Here is a 16,051-nt window from a genome sequence, read left to right on the forward strand (position 1 = left end):
GGGTCCACGATAACCGCCTCCAGCGACAGGCGATCGCCCTGTCCCAGGCCGCGGGTTGCCTCGGCGGGCTGCAAACCGACACGCCGCATCAAATCGACCACCAGCGCGCCGTCGCCCGGCACGATCCCGCCCGGCTGCCACAGGATCGTACTCACGGCCGCGCGTTCTTCGGGCGGTGCCGCGTCCGCCAGCGCAGCCTCGATCCGCCGCACAAGCGCCGCGCCCGCCTCATGCTCGCCCACCGCATCGGCCAGCTCGCGCACCTGCGCCAGATTGCCCTCTACATCGTTCGCCATCCCGAGCGTGACGACCGGGATACCCAGCTTGTCGAGCGCATTGCGCGTGGGTGCGGGCAGGAAGCTGGAGGCGACCACCATGTCCGCCTGCGCAGCGATGATATCCTCCACCGAACCGCCGGTCGCGGGCCATCGACGTGCAAGACCCACCGGCATCGACGAAGCCGACGGGTCGTGGCTGTATTCGGAAACCGCGACCAGCTTGTCGGGAGCCACCTCTGCGAGGATCGCATCGCTGCACGGGTTCAGGCTGACGATCCGGGTTGGTCCCGCGCCGGCACGCGGCGCTGGCGAGGCAGAACACCCCGCCAGCGCGCACGCGATTAGGAGCGCGAGGCAGCGCATGGTCAAAGCCCCACGCGGATTCCGGCAAACACGCCGCGCGGCGCCTGATTGTAGCCCGCAGCGGTCTGGTAGCTTTCATCGAACAGGTTCTCGACCCGCCCGAAGACCTCGACCGGGCGCTCTCCCAGAATGCTGCCGAGCGGCAGCGACACCCGCAGGTCGACGACGGTATAGCTATCGAGCGGGACGAGATTGGCCGAATCGTCGAACGCCTTGCCGACGATCCGCACGTCACCGCCGATGACCGGCACGAAGAGGGTGTCGGGCTTGACCGCCCAGTCGATCGACAAGGTGCCCGCGTGCTGCGGGCGGCGCGCAAGCTGGTTGCCGAAATTGGCGCTTCCCGGGCTGCGATCTTCGGCTTGGGTATAGGCGTAGGCTGCGCGCAAAGTGAGGCCTTCGACCGGGGTCGCACCCGCCTCCACCTCGACACCGCGCGCACGGGCCACGTCGACATTGTCGTAGGTGCCATAGGGGCGGTTGGTGCAGATGCCGGTCTGGACCGGGCACCCGATGAAGCCGATCAGGTTTTCGCTATCCCGCTGGAACAGCGTGACCGAGGCATAGGTGCTCGCCGTCCGCGTGCCGTAGGCAATGCCGATGTCGTAGCTGGTGCTCTCCTCGGGTTGGAGACTGGTGTTCCCGTAGTCGGAGTAGAGCTGGTACAGCGAAGGCGCCTTGAACCCTTCGCCCACACTCGCGCGAAGGCGCAGGTTGGGCACGATCTCGTAGGTCAGGTCGCCGCCAAAGCTGGTCGCGCCGCCGAAATCGGCATGCTCGTCCTGCCGCACGCCGACATGGCCGGACAGCCCGCCGAACTCGATCCCCGCCTGCACGTAGCCGCCGAAGATACTGGTGTCGGCAGCCGTGCTAACCCCGTAAGACGTGCTTTCGTAATTGGACCACAGGTTCTCGGCCCCGAAATTGACGATCAGCGGCCCGATCGGGCGCCATTCGCCGCGCAGCTCGACCCGGTCCGACGATCCGGTACTTTCGAAAGTCGGGGCCGCGCCCGCGCTTGGCAGGTTGTCGCGATCGGTGTCGGAAAAGCTGTAGCCCCCGCGCAGGTAGAGCGGGCCGCTGTCGTAAATCGCGCCGACGCTGCCCGAGAGCTGCTGCGTCTCCTGCACTTCGGGCGTGTCGCCCAAAGCGTAGGAAGGCGGTGCGAAACCGTCGATGTCGAGCGTGCCATCGGCATAGCGCAGGCTGCCGATCAGCTCGAACGTCCGGCTGAGATAGGCGCGTGCGCGAAGATTGCCCGCAAATTGCTTGAAGCCGTCGGGTTCGGTGCCGCTGGCCGCTGCCGAGAACCCGTCGGTGGTGACATAGCCCACCGATCCGCCGACGAAGCCTGCATCGCCGCCGATCCCGCCTTCGACGCTGGTCGATGCCGTTCCGCGCGAGCCCGCTTCGACCGATCCGGCAAGGCCGCTGCGCTCGAACGTGGAAGCGACGAGCACGCCTGCCAGCGCATCTGCACCCCACACGACGCTGTTGGCGCCGCGCATCACCTCGACCTTGGAAAGATTGGCAGCGCCCAGCGTGCCGAAATCGAACCCGCCCGCAGGGGATGCGGTGTCCGCCACGCGCACGCCATCGATCAGCACCAGCAGCTTGTCGTTCGCCGCGCCGCGCACCGAGACGCCGGTGGTCGAACCGAGCCCGCCATTGCGGTTGATCGTGACACCGGGGACGCGCTGCAGCACGCGGGCAACATCCGGTCCCTGAATATTGGCGATCTCTTCCGCGCCGATCACGGTGACCGGCTGGCCGGTATCCTCGACCTCGCTCGGATTGCCGGTGACCGTGATCGTCAGGCTCTCCTCGCGAACCCGGTAGTCGGCGATCGTGATCGCGTCCGAGGTATCCGCGCCGGCCTGATCCCCGTCGGCCTGCTGGGCATGAGCAGGGGCCACGAGCCCGAGAATCGAGCAGCCGACAAACAGAATTTTACGCATGAATTCTCCATCACAAGCATCAATGTCGCTCATGACGGAAAGCCGCAGACCATTCCTGCGAGCCTTTCCTCCGCTTCCCCGGTGCACCCCGCCCAAGGCCGAACGACGCATTGCGGGCAGGTCTCCTGGCTCCCGGATCGTTGCGGCCCCGCTCACCTTCCCGTCTCTCGGCTGGCGAGGAACAGTGGCGTATCGAGCGGGTCGCTCCCCGGTTACAGTTGCGGGGGCAGCGAGAGCATCGAACTCTCTTCCCTCTTAGATGGAAGCGCCTTGCGACACGCCCATACCTGCAATGCTGCGGCGGCGTTTAGTCGCTTCGCATCGCGCGTGCAACCGCGGGGGACCGAGCAATTCGTTAACCATGCCGCTTCACAGCTTGGTCGAGAGTGCCCCGTAAAAGTACAGTGCGGCCAGCGCCAGGCGCGCCCCCAACCCTTTACGCCTAGATGCTGGCCGTACTTTTTCGCCCGCCTTTTCAACCAAGGACCCGTTTGCCAGCTCACCGTCGCCCGGCCTCTGCCAGCTTACGTCCCGCAAGGCCGGTCAAGGCCTGGCGCAGCGTTGTCGTGCTTGGTGCAGCAGTGACCATCCCGGCGATGGCGGCGCACGCGCAATGGCAGCTTCCGCAGCTTGCCCCGCAGGCGAGCGATATCGTTGCGAGCAAGCTGGTCGAACCGATGCCGTTCGAGAAAGCAGGGGCGACCTTCCCCGGATCGGCATTCTATTTCCTCGCCGATCCGCCTGCCGCCGCGAGCACCGTGAATATTGCGCCTGAGAGCGATGCGGGGGTCAATCCGATCGCCGCGTGGAACGGCGACCCCGATGCGGCCATCGCGATCGAGTCCGCCGGCCCGGCGGCTCACGCCTTCGTCAGCCGGGGGACCGGGCTGGACAAGGCGCGCGCGCTCGATTGCCTCGCCAAGGCCGTCTATTACGAAGCGGCCAGCGAAAGCGAAGGCGGCCAGCAGGCCGTTGCGCAAGTCGTTCTCAACAGGGTGGCGCACCCCGCCTACCCGAAAACGGTGTGCGGCGTGGTCTATCAGGGATCGCAGCGCCGGACCGGGTGCCAGTTCACCTTCACCTGCGACGGGTCGCTCGACCGCAAGCCCTCTGCCGGTGCGTGGGCGCGCGCATTATCGGTGGCGAGACGAGCGCTTGCGGGGCAGGTCTACGCACCGGTCGGGCTGGCGACGCATTACCACACCACCTGGGTGAACCCTTACTGGGCACCCAGCCTCGCGCATATCGGAACGATCGGCGCGCACCGCTTTTACCGCTGGCCGGGCAAGGCGGGCCTGCCGCAAGCCTTCACCGAATTCTACAGCGGCGGGGAACCGCTTCCCAAACCTGCGCAGGCAGCCCGGTCGGTCGAACCCGCTCCCGATCCGGTCGCCATCGCCCGCCGCTACGAGAGCGCGAGCACGCCCCCTCCTCCGGCGCAGGACACAGCCGTGCGATCTCTCGATGGACGTACTGGCGCAGCGCAGGCGCGCAGCCTCTCACCGCGCGAGGCGGCCCCCGCTCCTGCCGAGGGCCCCGGCAGCGTCCGGCCCGAATATGCCAATAGCGGGCAGTGGATCGCCCAGCCCAATTGAGCGCAAACCGCCGCTGGCCCACACTCTGCCCGGCACTTTGTTAATCTTTCGAAACCCTGCTTGTGCTCCAATGATTCAGACACTTGAGGGTAGGAATACGACAATTGGCCCGATCCCCCAGGGCTTTTACAAGGATGTCATCAGAATGAGCCGCGGTCTCGCCCCCACCCGCCCCTCTTTCCGGCTATCATGTGCCGGCACCGCGCCGCTTCGCGTCCCCGAAGCCGCCAATGACGACGAAGCATCGGGCCGTCCCCCGCAGAGCGACGAGGAAATCAAAGCCGCCCTCGGCCATTTCGCACGCCATCACCTCAACGCAGCGCAGGACGCGCACGCACGCGCCACCGCCGCGCTGGCAGTGGGTGACCGCGAAGACTTCGCCTTCTGGTCGAACGTCTGCCGCGCGCTCGACCGTCGGCTGGCAGGCACACTTGTAGACGCTCGGGAAGAGCGGGCTGATTGCGTGACAGACTAATAAGAGTCGTTCGGCTTTCCAGGTGCAACTCGCCATGACCCGGAATCGCAATAATCCTTAACGGAATTGACAGGAAATTAACCATGCGGCAAAATCTGACGCATGGCGACTTCCGGAAATCTGCAAGCCAACACCGAGCAATTTGCGCCGGTCGATGATGACGCACGCTCGTTCCTGCTTCGCGAGGTCGGCGGCGACGAGGGTGGCACGCTGGGTGCGAACACCATTGCGCGCCATACCCGTGATGGGGTGGAAGTCTTCCCGATCATTCATCCCGAAAGGCGTCGACCAAAGTTCGATTTTGCCAAGGCTTTGAGACATTTCTCCGTCATCGTAAAAGACAAGGAAAGAACGGATCACGTCTTCGGCTATTTCGATGCACTGCCATGGCGCAGTGTGGGCGAAACAGCGGCTGCCTTTCTTGCTACCGACAAGGGGCAGCGGATTTTCCAGACGGAGCCGTTCCTGCCCGATATCATGGACGATCACGATACCCTGAGGCAGATGCCCAAGGGCAGCTTCGCGCAAGCCTATTGCGATTTCATGGAGGCCGAGGGGCTGACCGCTTACGGTATCGTGGAAGAATTCAACGCCCTCCGCAATGATGTCGTGAGGCTGAACGATGGTGTCGAGTGGTACAATGATCGCCTGCGCGACGTGCACGATATCATTCATGTGCTGACGGGTTATGGGCGCGACACCTTGGGCGAACAGTGTCTGTTCGTCTGGCAGTCTCACCAGCGCCCTTGTCCGGGGCGCCTTTCGATTTCGTGGATCGCGATGTTTCTCATCAAGGCGAAGTTGCGGTCCAAGGCTCCGTTTTTTCGCGCTTACCTGCAGGCGCGGCGCGACGGCCGGATAACCCAGCGCCTGGCCGAACAGCCGATCCGTGAACTGCTGCCGCTCCCCCTCGAAGAGGTGCGACGCAGACTCAACATCCCCGAACCTTCCAAGTATCTGAAGGTACTCGAGATTTGGCGAGAAGAGGGGGTGAATCCGCACATCCTTCTGGGAAAGCAGGATGCGCAGGCGTCGGCTTCCTAGCCACGCCTGCTCGCGTCAGTATCGCTCGACCGTTGAAAATTCTCTTGAATTTCAGCACCCCTTACTACGCATTTCTCCTACGTTAACCCCTCTGTGACTTCTTCACCCTACGGACGAAGAGGGTAACAGTAGGACACCGTTCATTTTCAACCCGAAATCTCTAGTGCCGGGCGGCGATGTGGATGACTCGGTCGACCAACAGGTCCGCAGGACCTTGGTTAACGCGTTGTATTCCAGTCCCGCGACACTCCTGAACGGAGCAGTCGCGACGGTTGGTGCAGCGTGCGTTGCGGCGTGGGTTGCCGAACTGCCCGAAATGTGGGTTGCAGCAGCGGTTCTTGCGATCATTGCGGCGGCAAGGATTGTCGCGGCCCTGCGACTTGCAGCGAATTCAGAAGGCAGTTCGACGGCGATGCTCGAGCTGGCGTATGAAGTCGGCGCATTCAGCTTCGCCTTGACCCTCGGTTCGATGGCCGCCTACACGATCGTCGTCAGCAGTGCTCCGCAGGTCGAAGTACTGATGATTGCCAATGCGCTCGGCTACGGGATCGGCGTGTCCGCGCGTAATGCCGGACGACCGATCATTGCGATCGGCCAATTGGCGTTTTCCTCCCTTCCCATTGCGCTGGCGGCGTTTGCGACGTTGCAGCTGGGCTATGTCGCTCTCGGCCTGACGATCCTTTTGCTGATCCCGGCCCAAGCGTTTGTGTGCTGCAAGATCTTCAACACCTTGCGCGAGTCGATCGGATCAGCCGACACCAACCAGCGGCTTGCGTGCAAGATGGAGCAGCTTGCGCATACGGATATCGTGACCGGTCTGCACAACAGGGCCGGATTGGACGAAATGCTGATCAGGCAGCTGAACGACAGCGATTCGAACCAGCCTCTCGCCCTGTTCTGGTTGGATCTCCATCGGTTCAAGGAGGTCAATGAACTGCTCGGTCACCAGATTGGCGACCGGGTGCTCAACGAGGTCGCACGGCGATTGCGTGACAACCTTTCCCATGACGCCGGTATCGCGCGTTTCGGAGGCGACGAGTTCGTGTTCTTCTGCAAGGTTAGCGACCGAGCCGAATCCGAGCGGCTGGCGCGACGCGTCCTCAATCACATCTTGCGGCCCATGCGGCTCGATGCGGAGCGGATGGAAATCAGTGCTTCGATGGGTATTGCGCTGATGCCCGATGACGGTACCGATGCCGAACGGCTGATGCAGGCAGCGGACCTGGCGCTGTATCATGCCAAGTTCGAAGGCCCCGGCACGCTGCGCTTCTTCGACCCGGCGATGACCCGCGACCTGGCCAACCGGCGCGAAATCGAGGCCGAGCTGCGGCTGGCGATCCAGCGTGACGAATTGTCGCTGTTCTACCAGCCGATCGTCGATCTGAAGACGGGCCACATCCGCTGTTTCGAGGCTCTTCTGCGATGGTTCCATCCCACCAAGGGAGAGCTGCGTCCGGCCGAGTTCATTCCGGTGGCCGAAGAAACCGGCGTGATCGTGACGCTGGGCAACTGGATTACCCGGCAGGCCGCGCTCGCCTGCGCACAATGGCCCGAAGATATCAGCGTTGCGGTCAATCTATCACCGCTGCAGATCAAGGCCCCGGGCGCCGTGCTTGCGATCAAGCAGGCGCTCCGCGACGCAAACCTGGACCCGCATCGTCTCGAGCTGGAAGTCACCGAGAGCCTGTTTATTCAGGACCACGAACAAACCGCCGAGTTCATCAAGGAACTTTCCGCCGAGGGCGTCCGCTTCGCGCTCGACGATTTCGGCACAGGCTACTCCTCGCTGTCGTACATCCACAAATTCCCCTTCTCCAAGATCAAGGTGGATCGCTGCTTCGTGTCGGGCGACGACGTTGGCCCCCGTGCGCACGCGATCATCCGCGCGGTCGCGGCAATGGGCCGCGGGCTCGACATGGAAATCGTGGCCGAAGGGCTGGAGGAACAGGAACAGGTCGAAACCGTAAGAGACGCAGGATGTACGCTGGGCCAGGGCTATTTCTTCAGCCGTGCGGTGCCCGACTACCTCGCCGCGATGCTGCTGGCGCAGGACCGTGACGGCGACGGACTGCGCGCGGCGTAAGACGATCTTTGCTGTTGCGAAGCATTATCTAAATCCCCGTAAAACTAGGCCTGATTGCCGGTTGCAATCCCTGAAACCCGAGCCTACGTCGCTTCCCGGAAGCAGGCTTTCGCGCGCAATCCCTCGGGGACGCCGAAGGGGCGTGAAGGCCTTGCACTGAACGAACGGCAACCGCGGCGTCCCCGGCAAAAAGGACTGATACGCTCCCATGGCCACTCCCGCAGGACGCAAGAAGATTGCCCTCATCGGCTCCGGCATGATCGGAGGCACGCTCGCCCACCTCGCCGCGAAGAAGGAAATGGGCGACATCGTCCTGTTCGACATCGCCGAGGGCATGCCGCAGGGCAAGGCACTGGACCTATCCCAGTGCGGCCCGGTCGAAGGCTTCGACGCCAAGATTACCGGCACCAACGACTATGCGGACATCGCCGGTGCGGACGTCATCATCGTCACCGCCGGTGTGCCCCGCAAGCCCGGCATGAGCCGTGACGACCTGCTCGGCATCAACCTCAAGGTGATGAAGGCGGTCGGCGAAGGCATCAAGAACAACGCGCCCGATGCGTTCGTGATCTGCATCACCAACCCGCTCGACGCGATGGTCTGGGCGCTGCGCGAATTTTCCGGCCTGCCGCACAACAAGGTCGTCGGCATGGCAGGCGTGCTCGACTCGGCGCGCTTCGCGACCTTCCTCGCGTGGGAATTCGACGTTTCGGTGAAGGATGTGAACGCCTTCGTCCTCGGCGGCCATGGCGACACCATGGTCCCCGTCACCAGCTACACCACCGTCAACGGCATCCCGGTCAATGACTTCGCCAAGATCAAGGGCGTCGACCAGGGCCGCATCGACGAAATCGTCGACCGCACCCGCAAGGGCGGCGGCGAGATCGTGCAGCTGCTCGGCAATGGCTCGGCCTATTATGCCCCCGCCACCAGCGCGATCGCGATGGCCGAAGCATACCTCGGCGACAGCAAGCGCATCCTGCCCTGCGCCAGCTATGTCGAAGGCAAGTACGGCCTCGACGGGCTCTATGTCGGCGTCCCCACCGTGATCGGCGCGGGCGGCACCGAAGACGTGATCGAGATCGAACTGTCGGACGAGGAAAAGAAGAACCTCAAGGTCAGCACCGACGCGGTCGAGGAACTGCTCGAAGCGTGCAAGGGGCTGGACGAAAGCCTGAAGTAAGACTCCGTCATCCCGGCGGAGGCCGGGATCCAGTTGGGCGGCGAGACGCATGGAGAAGCGCGGATACGTCTACATCATGGCCAGCAAACGCAACGGTACGCTCTATCTTGGAGTGACCAGCGATTTGGTCAGACGGGTCTTCCAGCATAGAAAAGGCGATATAGATGGTTTCATGAAGAAATATGGCTGCAAGACCCTGGTCTGGTACGCCGTATTCGATCGGATCGACGACGCTATCCGCCGTGAGAAGCAGATGAAGGAATGGCGGCGTGCGTGGAAATTGCGCGCCATCGAAGAAATGAACCCCGGCTGGGACGACCTGTTCGAGTCGATTTGTAGCTAGACTGGATCCCGGCCTTCGCCGGGATGACGACAAGAAGGACGACTCCAGATTATGTCCATCCTCGTAGACAAGAATACCAAGGTCATCACCCAGGGGATGACCGGTGAAACCGGTACTTTCCACACGCAGCAGGCGCTCGATTACGGGACGCAGATGGTTGGCGGTGTCACGCCCGGCAAAGGCGGCACCACGCACCTCGGCCTGCCCAACTTCAACACGGTGAAGGAAGCGGTGGCGGAAACCGGCGCGACCGCTTCGGTCATCTACGTTCCGCCGCCCTTCGCCGCGGACGCGATCTGCGAAGCGATCGACGCGGGTGTAGAGCTGATCGTCACGATCACCGAAGGCATCCCCGTGCTCGACATGGTGCGCGCAAAGGCTGCGCTCGAAGGCAGCAACTCGCGCCTGATCGGCCCGAACTGCCCCGGCGTGCTGACGCCGGGCGAGTGCAAGATCGGCATCATGCCCGGCTCCATCTTCAAGAAGGGCAGCGTCGGCGTCGTCTCGCGCTCGGGCACCCTGACCTATGAAGCCGTGCACCAGACGACGAATGCAGGCCTCGGCCAGACGACGGCCGTCGGCATCGGCGGGGACCCGGTCAACGGGACCAACTTCATCGACGTGCTCGACCTGTTTCTCGACGATCCGGAAACCGAGAGCATGATCATGATCGGCGAAATCGGCGGCAGCGCCGAGGAAGAGGCCGCCCAGTTCCTCGCCGACCAGAAGGCCAAGGGCCGCTGGAAGCCGACTGTCGGCTTCATCGCGGGCCGCACGGCACCTCCGGGCCGCCGCATGGGCCACGCCGGCGCGATCGTCTCCGGCGGTCAGGGCGGCGCGGACGACAAGATCGCAGCGATGGAAGCAGCCGGCATTCGCGTGGCGCAGTCGCCCAGCGAGCTGGGCACCACCCTCGCGGCGCTGCTGAAAGAAGACGCGTAACGACGAAGTGTGAGCCCCGGCGAAAGCTGGGGCCGCCACCCCTCCGGGGGACCTATCCGCCGGGTCAGGGCTTCTTTCATCGAAGCCGCCAATTCCCCGGAATGCATGAGTGAAGTTCGATGGGTAACGAAAACCAGTCTTTCCTGCCGGAGCTCGGCGACCAGGAGGCCCCGCAAAAGGGCCCCAGCTGGGCCAATCCGAAATGGCCGCTGACCGATCTCGACAGCGAGAGCGACCTGACGCAGGCGATGGACCCGACCGCGATGAAGATCGCGGTCAAGCAGGCCGCGGAAAAGGCCGGCAAGCCCACCGATCAGGCCAGCGTCACGCAGGCGGCGGAAGACGCGATCCGTGCGATGTTGCTGATCCGCACCTTCCGTGTGCGCGGTCACCTCGCCTCCGATCTCGACCCGCTCGGCCTTTCGAAGCGCGAGCTGCCTGAAGATCTGAAGCTGGAATGGCATTTCCCGGCCGATGCGATGGATCACGAGATCTATGTCGGCGGCAATCTCGGCCTCGAATGGACTACTCCGCGCGAGCTCTACGACGTTCTCAAGGCCAATTACTGCGGTAAGGTCGGCCTCGAATACATGCACATTTCCGACGTGGAGGAACGCCGCTTCCTTCAGGAACGGATCGAAGGCCCCGAAGAGGTCATCCAGTTTACCAAGGAAGGCAAGCGCGCGATCCTTTCCGCCGTCATTCGCGGCGAGGAGTTCGAGAATTTCCTCGGCAAGAAATACGTCGGGACCAAGCGCTTCGGCCTCGATGGCGGCGAAGGAATGATCCCCGCGCTCGAAGCGGTCATCAAGTATGGCGGCGCGATGGGCGTGCGCGAGATCATCTACGGCATGGCCCACCGTGGCCGGCTGAACGTGCTCGCCAACGTGATGGCCAAGCCCTACCGCGTGATCTTCCACGAATTCCAGGGCGGCAGCGCCAATCCGGAAGACGTCGGCGGCTCGGGCGATGTGAAATACCACCTTGGCACCAGCACCGACCGTGAGTTCGACGGCATCAAGGTTCACATGAGCCTCGTGCCCAACCCCAGCCACCTCGAAGCGGTGGACCCGGTGGTGCTGGGCAAGGCGCGCGCGCAGCAGGCGTTCCGCGACGATCTGAAGCAGCACGAGCAGGTCCTGCCCGTGCTGATCCATGGCGATGCGGCCTTTGCGGGTCAGGGCATCGTGTGGGAGACCCTCAGCTTCTCCGGCATCCCCGGTTACAACACCGGCGGCGTGATCCACTTCATCATCAACAACCAGATCGGCTTCACCACCAGCCCCAAGTTCGCGCGTAGCTCGCCCTACCCCAGCGATGTGGCCAAGGGTGTGCAGGCGCCGATCCTGCACGTGAACGGCGACGATCCCGAAGCCGTGACCTTCGCATGCAAGCTGGCGATCGAATACCGCCAGCATTTCGGTCGCGATATCGTGATCGACATGTGGTGCTATCGCCGCTTCGGCCACAACGAGGGTGACGAGCCGAGTTTCACCCAGCCGCAGATGTACGCCGCGATCAAGAAGCACCCGAAGATCAGCGTGATCTACTCGGATCGGCTGCTGGAAGAGGGCGTGATCGACGACGGTTTCGTGGAGGCACAGCGCGACGAATTCACCGAGCACCTGCAGGAGGAGTTCGACGCGGGCAAGGATTACAAGGCCAACGAAGCCGACTGGTTCGGCGGCCGTTGGGCCGGCATGAACAAGCCGGTCGATCCGGAAACCGCGCGGCGCAACGTCGAAACCGCGATCCCGAAGAAGCTGTTCGAAAGCCTCGGTCGCACGCTGACCACCGTGCCCGAGGATGTCAGCATCCACCGCACGCTCGGCCGCGTGCTCGATGCCAAGCGCGAGATGTTCGAAAAGGGCGAAGGCTTCGACTGGGCCACCGCAGAGGCGCTCGCCTTCGGCAGCCTCGTGTCCGAAGGTTACGGGGTGCGCCTGTCCGGCCAGGATTCTGGTCGCGGTACGTTCAGCCAGCGTCATGCCGTGTGGCACGACCAGAAGGTGGAGGGTGAGACCTATATCCCCCTCACCACGCTGCCGCACGGCAAGTTCGAGGTCTACGACAGCCCGCTGTCCGAATACGGCGTGCTCGGCTTCGAATACGGCTTCGCGCTCGCGGACCCCAAGACGCTGGTTCTCTGGGAAGCGCAGTTCGGCGATTTCGCCAACGGCGCGCAGATCATGATCGATCAGTTCATCGCCAGCGGCGAGGTCAAGTGGCTGCGCGCCAACGGCCTGGTGATGCTGCTGCCGCACGGGTATGAAGGCCAGGGGCCGGAGCATAGCTCCGCGCGGCTCGAACGCTTCCTGCAATTGTGCGCGAACGACAATATCCAGGTGTGCAACATCACCATGCCGCACAATTATTTCCATGTGCTGCGGCGGCAGATGCTGCGTCCGTTCCGCAAGCCGCTGGTCATCATGACGCCCAAGAGCCTGCTGCGTCACCCGATGGCAAAGAGCCCGGCAAACCTGTTCATGGGCGATTCGCAGTTCAAGCGCATCCTTTCGGACACCAAGGACATCGCCGACGAGAAGGTGAAGCGCCTCGTCCTGTGTTCGGGCAAGGTCGCCTTCGACCTGATCGAGCGCCGCGACGAGGAAGAGCTGGACGACGTCTCGATCGTACGGATCGAACAGCTTTACCCCTTCCCGGGCGAACCGCTGGCCGCCCGGATCGAACGGATGACGAACCTCGAAAGCATCGTCTGGTGCCAGGAAGAGCCGCGCAACAACGGCAGCTGGTTCTTCGTTCGCGAGAAGCTGGAAGCCGCACTGGCCGCTGCCGGCAAGGACGGCATGGTTCCATGCTATGCCGGCCGCGAGGAAGCCGCATCGCCCGCCACCGGGCTCGCGAAGCGCCATCAGGCGCAGCAGGAAGCGCTGGTCACCATCGCACTGGGTCTCGCCGACGGCGGCGCGGCCAAGCGTGCGCTCAAGAAAACCGAAATCGCCGAAAAGAAGGTCTGACGAAACATGGCTACCGAGATCACGGTCCCCCAACTCGGTGAATCGGTCACCGAAGGCACCATCGCCGAATGGCTCAAGCAACCCGGCGATGCCGTTGCTGTAGACGAACCGATCGTCAGCCTCGAAACCGACAAGGTGGCAGTCGAGGTCCCCTCGCCCGTCGCTGGCGTGATCGAGGAACTGCGCGCGGACGTGGGCGACACGGTGGAAGTGGGCGCAGTGCTCGCCACCGTCGCCGAGGGCGCAGCGCCTGCGGCAAAGGGCAAGGAAGCCAACCGCGATCAGGGCGCCGGAGAATCTGGGGGCGGCAAGAAGGGCGCCGAACCCGCCAAGGCGAAGGACGCCGACGCCGGACAGGCTGCCTACGGCAACCACGACGAAGGCACCGGCGAAGGCAGCCAGACGCTGTCCCCCGCCGTCCGCCGCGCGGTGCTGGAGTACGGGGTCGACCCGAGCAGCATCAAGGGCACCGGCAAGGATGGTCGCCTGACCAAGGAAGACGTGATCGCGGCAGCGAAGAACAAGGACGACAGCGCCTCGTCTGCGCCCACGCCCTCTTCCGCGCCTGCAACCGTATCCTCCGGCGAACGTCGCGAGGAACGCGTCAAGATGACGCGGATGCGCCAGACCATCGCCAAGCGTCTGAAGGGCGCGCAGGACAATGCCGCGCTGCTGACCACGTTCAACGATGTGGACATGAGCGCGGTGATGGAAGCGCGCGAGAAGTACAAGGACCTCTTCGCCAAGAAGCACGACATCAAGCTCGGCTTCATGGGCTTCTTCGCCAAGGCCGCTTGCCTTGCGCTGAAGGACGTGCCCGCAGCGAACGCCTACATCGAAGGCGACGAGATCGTGTACCACGATTTCGTCGACATCTCGGTCGCGGTGTCTGCGCCCAACGGCCTCGTCGTCCCGGTCATCCGCGACGCCGACAAGAAGGGCTTCGCACGGATCGAGAAGGACATTGCCGACTTCGGTTCGCGCGCCCGCGACGGCACGCTGACGATGGAAGACATGAAGGGCGGCACCTTCACCATCTCCAATGGCGGCGTCTTCGGATCGCTGATGTCGACCCCGATCATCAACCCGCCACAGTCGGCGGTGCTGGGTCTCCACCGGATCGAAGATCGCCCGGTCGCGATCGACGGCAAGGTCGAAATCCGCCCGATGATGTACATCGCATTGAGCTACGACCACCGCCTGATCGACGGGCGCGAGGCGGTGACCGCGCTGAAGATCATCAAGGAAGCGATCGAGGATCCGACCCGGATGCTGATCGACCTGTAAGTTTGCACGAAGCTGCCGTTCGTCATTCCCGCGAAAGCGGGAACCCAGCTCCGAATGGCAGAAGATGGGTCCCCGCCTTCGCGGGGATGACGAAGGTAGAGAAATGGCTGACCACAACTACGATTACGACGTCCTTGTTATCGGCGCTGGCCCCGGCGGCTATGTTGCCGCGATCCGCGCTGCGCAGCTGGGGCTGAAGACCGCTTGCGCCGAAGGGCGCGAGACGCTGGGCGGGACGTGCCTCAATGTCGGCTGCATCCCCTCCAAGGCGATGCTGCACGCATCCGAGTATTTCGACGCGGCCAAGAACGGCGCGATGAAGGAACTGGGCATCGACGTGGAGCCCAAGCTCAACCTCGACCAGATGCACGCGCAGCGCCGCGACGCGGTGAAAGGCCTGACCGGCGGGATCGAATTCCTGTTCAAGAAGAACAAGGTCGACTGGAAGAAGGGCTACGCCACCTTCCAGGACGCGCACACGGTGAAGGTGGGCGACGAAACGGTTACCGCGAAGGACATTGTCATCGCGACCGGCTCCTCGGTCACCCCGCTCCCGGGCGTCGAGATCGACAATGACAAGCACGTTGTGGTCGACAGCACCGGCGCGCTCGAACTGCCCAAGGTGCCAAAGAAGATGGTGGTCATCGGCGGCGGCGTGATCGGGCTGGAGCTTGGCTCGGTCTGGCGGCGTCTGGGTGCCGAAGTCGTGTGTGTCGAATTCCTCGACGAAATCCTGCCCGGCATGGACGGCGACATCCGCAAGGAAGCGCGCAAGATCTTCAAGAAGCAGGGTATCGAATTCAAGCTCGGCACCAAGGTCACCGGCGTGTCCGTCAAGGGCAAGACCGCCACGCTGACGCTGGAGCCTGCTGCGGGCGGCGATGCAGAGACGATGGAAGCCGATTGCGTGCTCGTCTCGATCGGGCGCAAGCCGAACACCGACGGCCTTGGTCTCGATGCCATCGGGCTCGAGACCAACAAGCGCGGCCAGATCGAAACCGATCACGATTTCCGCACCAAGGTGGATGGCGTGTGGGCGATCGGCGACTGCGTCCCCGGCCCCATGCTCGCCCACAAGGCCGAGGATGAAGGCATTGCCGTCGCCGAGAACATCGCCGGGCAGACCGGCATCGTGAACCACGATGTAATCCCCAGCGTCGTCTACACCTGGCCCGAGATCGCAGGCGTGGGCCTGACGACCGAGCAGGCTATCGAGAAGATGGGCGGCGATAAAAGCAAGGTGAAGGTCGGCAAGTTCCCCATGCTGGGCAACAGCCGCGCCAAGACCAATCACGAGCCCGACGGCTTCGTGAAGGTGATCGCCGAAGCCGAAAGCGACCGCGTGCTGGGCGTGTGGGCCATCGCCGTGCCCGCAGGCACGATGATCGCCGAAGCCGCGCTGGGGATGGAATTCGGTGCTACGTCGGAAGACATCGCCTATACCTGCCACGCCCACCCGACGCATTCCGAAGCGATGAAGGAAGCGGCGATGGCGGTTCAGGGCAAACCGATCCACGTCTGA

12 protein-coding genes and 1 riboswitch are annotated in these 16,051 nt (G+C 63.7%); of the genes, 10 read left to right on the forward strand and 2 right to left on the reverse strand.

Features of this window, described 5'->3' with window-relative positions; all coding sequences use genetic code 11:
• Both AAG591_RS12410 and AAG591_RS12415 read right to left on the reverse strand, forming a co-directional pair.
• On the reverse strand, window positions 1-641 hold a 641-nt coding region (locus tag AAG591_RS12410), incomplete at its 3' end, for an ABC transporter substrate-binding protein (protein ID WP_342531749.1).
• A 2-nt stretch (window positions 642-643) separates the two neighbouring features.
• A complete protein-coding gene (locus tag AAG591_RS12415) occupies window positions 644-2,599 on the reverse strand; it encodes a TonB-dependent receptor plug domain-containing protein (protein WP_342531673.1) in 1,956 nt (651 codons plus the stop codon).
• Between the two features lie 98 nt (window positions 2,600-2,697).
• Window positions 2,698-2,905, reverse strand: a riboswitch (cobalamin riboswitch).
• A 275-nt stretch (window positions 2,906-3,180) separates the two neighbouring features.
• Here AAG591_RS12415 and AAG591_RS12420 point away from each other — a divergent pair.
• The 10 genes from AAG591_RS12420 (at window position 3,181) to lpdA (ending at window position 16,051) form a co-directional block, all read left to right on the forward strand.
• Entirely contained in the window at window positions 3,181-4,194 is a 1,014-nt protein-coding gene (locus AAG591_RS12420; protein WP_342531674.1) for a cell wall hydrolase, read from the forward strand.
• Window positions 4,195-4,339: 145 nt separating this feature from the next.
• Window positions 4,340-4,669 carry a hypothetical protein gene (locus AAG591_RS12425; protein WP_342531675.1) on the forward strand — a complete coding sequence of 110 codons (330 nt, stop codon included), beginning with the start codon at window positions 4,340-4,342 and terminating at the stop codon, window positions 4,667-4,669.
• 102 nt (window positions 4,670-4,771) lie between these two features.
• The gene (locus AAG591_RS12430; RefSeq protein WP_342531676.1) at window positions 4,772-5,713 is read left to right on the forward strand and encodes a Coq4 family protein; all 942 of its coding nucleotides are present in this window, start codon (window positions 4,772-4,774) and stop codon (window positions 5,711-5,713) included.
• Between the two features lie 226 nt (window positions 5,714-5,939).
• A complete protein-coding gene (locus AAG591_RS12435; protein ID WP_342531677.1) occupies window positions 5,940-7,796 on the forward strand; it encodes a putative bifunctional diguanylate cyclase/phosphodiesterase in 1,857 nt (618 codons plus the stop codon).
• Window positions 7,797-8,004: 208 nt separating this feature from the next.
• On the forward strand, window positions 8,005-8,979 hold the full coding sequence (mdh, locus tag AAG591_RS12440) for a malate dehydrogenase (RefSeq protein ID WP_342531678.1): 975 nt from the start codon (window positions 8,005-8,007) through the stop codon (window positions 8,977-8,979).
• A 49-nt stretch (window positions 8,980-9,028) separates the two neighbouring features.
• A complete protein-coding gene (locus AAG591_RS12445) occupies window positions 9,029-9,322 on the forward strand; it encodes a GIY-YIG nuclease family protein (protein ID WP_342531679.1) in 294 nt (97 codons plus the stop codon).
• Window positions 9,323-9,373: 51 nt separating this feature from the next.
• Window positions 9,374-10,264, forward strand: a complete 891-nt coding sequence (gene sucD, locus AAG591_RS12450) for a succinate--CoA ligase subunit alpha (RefSeq protein ID WP_342531680.1) — start codon at window positions 9,374-9,376, stop codon at window positions 10,262-10,264.
• Between the two features lie 119 nt (window positions 10,265-10,383).
• Window positions 10,384-13,242 (forward strand): 2-oxoglutarate dehydrogenase E1 component, encoded by a 2,859-nt coding sequence (locus AAG591_RS12455; protein WP_342531681.1) that lies wholly within the window; start codon window positions 10,384-10,386, stop codon window positions 13,240-13,242.
• A gap of 6 nt (window positions 13,243-13,248) precedes the next feature.
• On the forward strand, window positions 13,249-14,529 hold the full coding sequence (gene odhB, locus AAG591_RS12460; RefSeq protein WP_342531682.1) for a 2-oxoglutarate dehydrogenase complex dihydrolipoyllysine-residue succinyltransferase: 1,281 nt from the start codon (window positions 13,249-13,251) through the stop codon (window positions 14,527-14,529).
• 103 nt (window positions 14,530-14,632) lie between these two features.
• Complete coding sequence (gene lpdA, locus AAG591_RS12465) at window positions 14,633-16,051, forward strand: dihydrolipoyl dehydrogenase (RefSeq protein ID WP_342531683.1); 1,419 nt, start codon at window positions 14,633-14,635, stop codon at window positions 16,049-16,051.

Origin of the sequence: Citromicrobium bathyomarinum (assembly GCF_038594485.1) — a bacterium.
Classification (GTDB): domain Bacteria; phylum Pseudomonadota; class Alphaproteobacteria; order Sphingomonadales; family Sphingomonadaceae; genus Alteriqipengyuania; species Alteriqipengyuania bathyomarina_A.

Excerpts from the sequence above, each read along its gene's own strand:
- AAG591_RS12415 (WP_342531673.1), bottom strand. The coding sequence starts at position 2,599 with ATGCGTAAAATTCTGTTTGTCGGCTGCTCGATTCTCGGGCTCGTGGCC.
- AAG591_RS12425 (WP_342531675.1), top strand. The coding sequence starts at position 4,340 with ATGAGCCGCGGTCTCGCCCCCACCCGCCCCTCTTTCCGGCTATCATGT.
- AAG591_RS12430 (WP_342531676.1), top strand. The coding sequence starts at position 4,772 with ATGGCGACTTCCGGAAATCTGCAAGCCAACACCGAGCAATTTGCGCCG.
- mdh (WP_342531678.1), top strand. The coding sequence starts at position 8,005 with ATGGCCACTCCCGCAGGACGCAAGAAGATTGCCCTCATCGGCTCCGGC.
- AAG591_RS12445 (WP_342531679.1), top strand. The coding sequence starts at position 9,029 with ATGGAGAAGCGCGGATACGTCTACATCATGGCCAGCAAACGCAACGGT.
- sucD (WP_342531680.1), top strand. The coding sequence starts at position 9,374 with ATGTCCATCCTCGTAGACAAGAATACCAAGGTCATCACCCAGGGGATG.
- AAG591_RS12455 (WP_342531681.1), top strand. The coding sequence starts at position 10,384 with ATGGGTAACGAAAACCAGTCTTTCCTGCCGGAGCTCGGCGACCAGGAG.
- odhB (WP_342531682.1), top strand. The coding sequence starts at position 13,249 with ATGGCTACCGAGATCACGGTCCCCCAACTCGGTGAATCGGTCACCGAA.
- lpdA (WP_342531683.1), top strand. The coding sequence starts at position 14,633 with ATGGCTGACCACAACTACGATTACGACGTCCTTGTTATCGGCGCTGGC.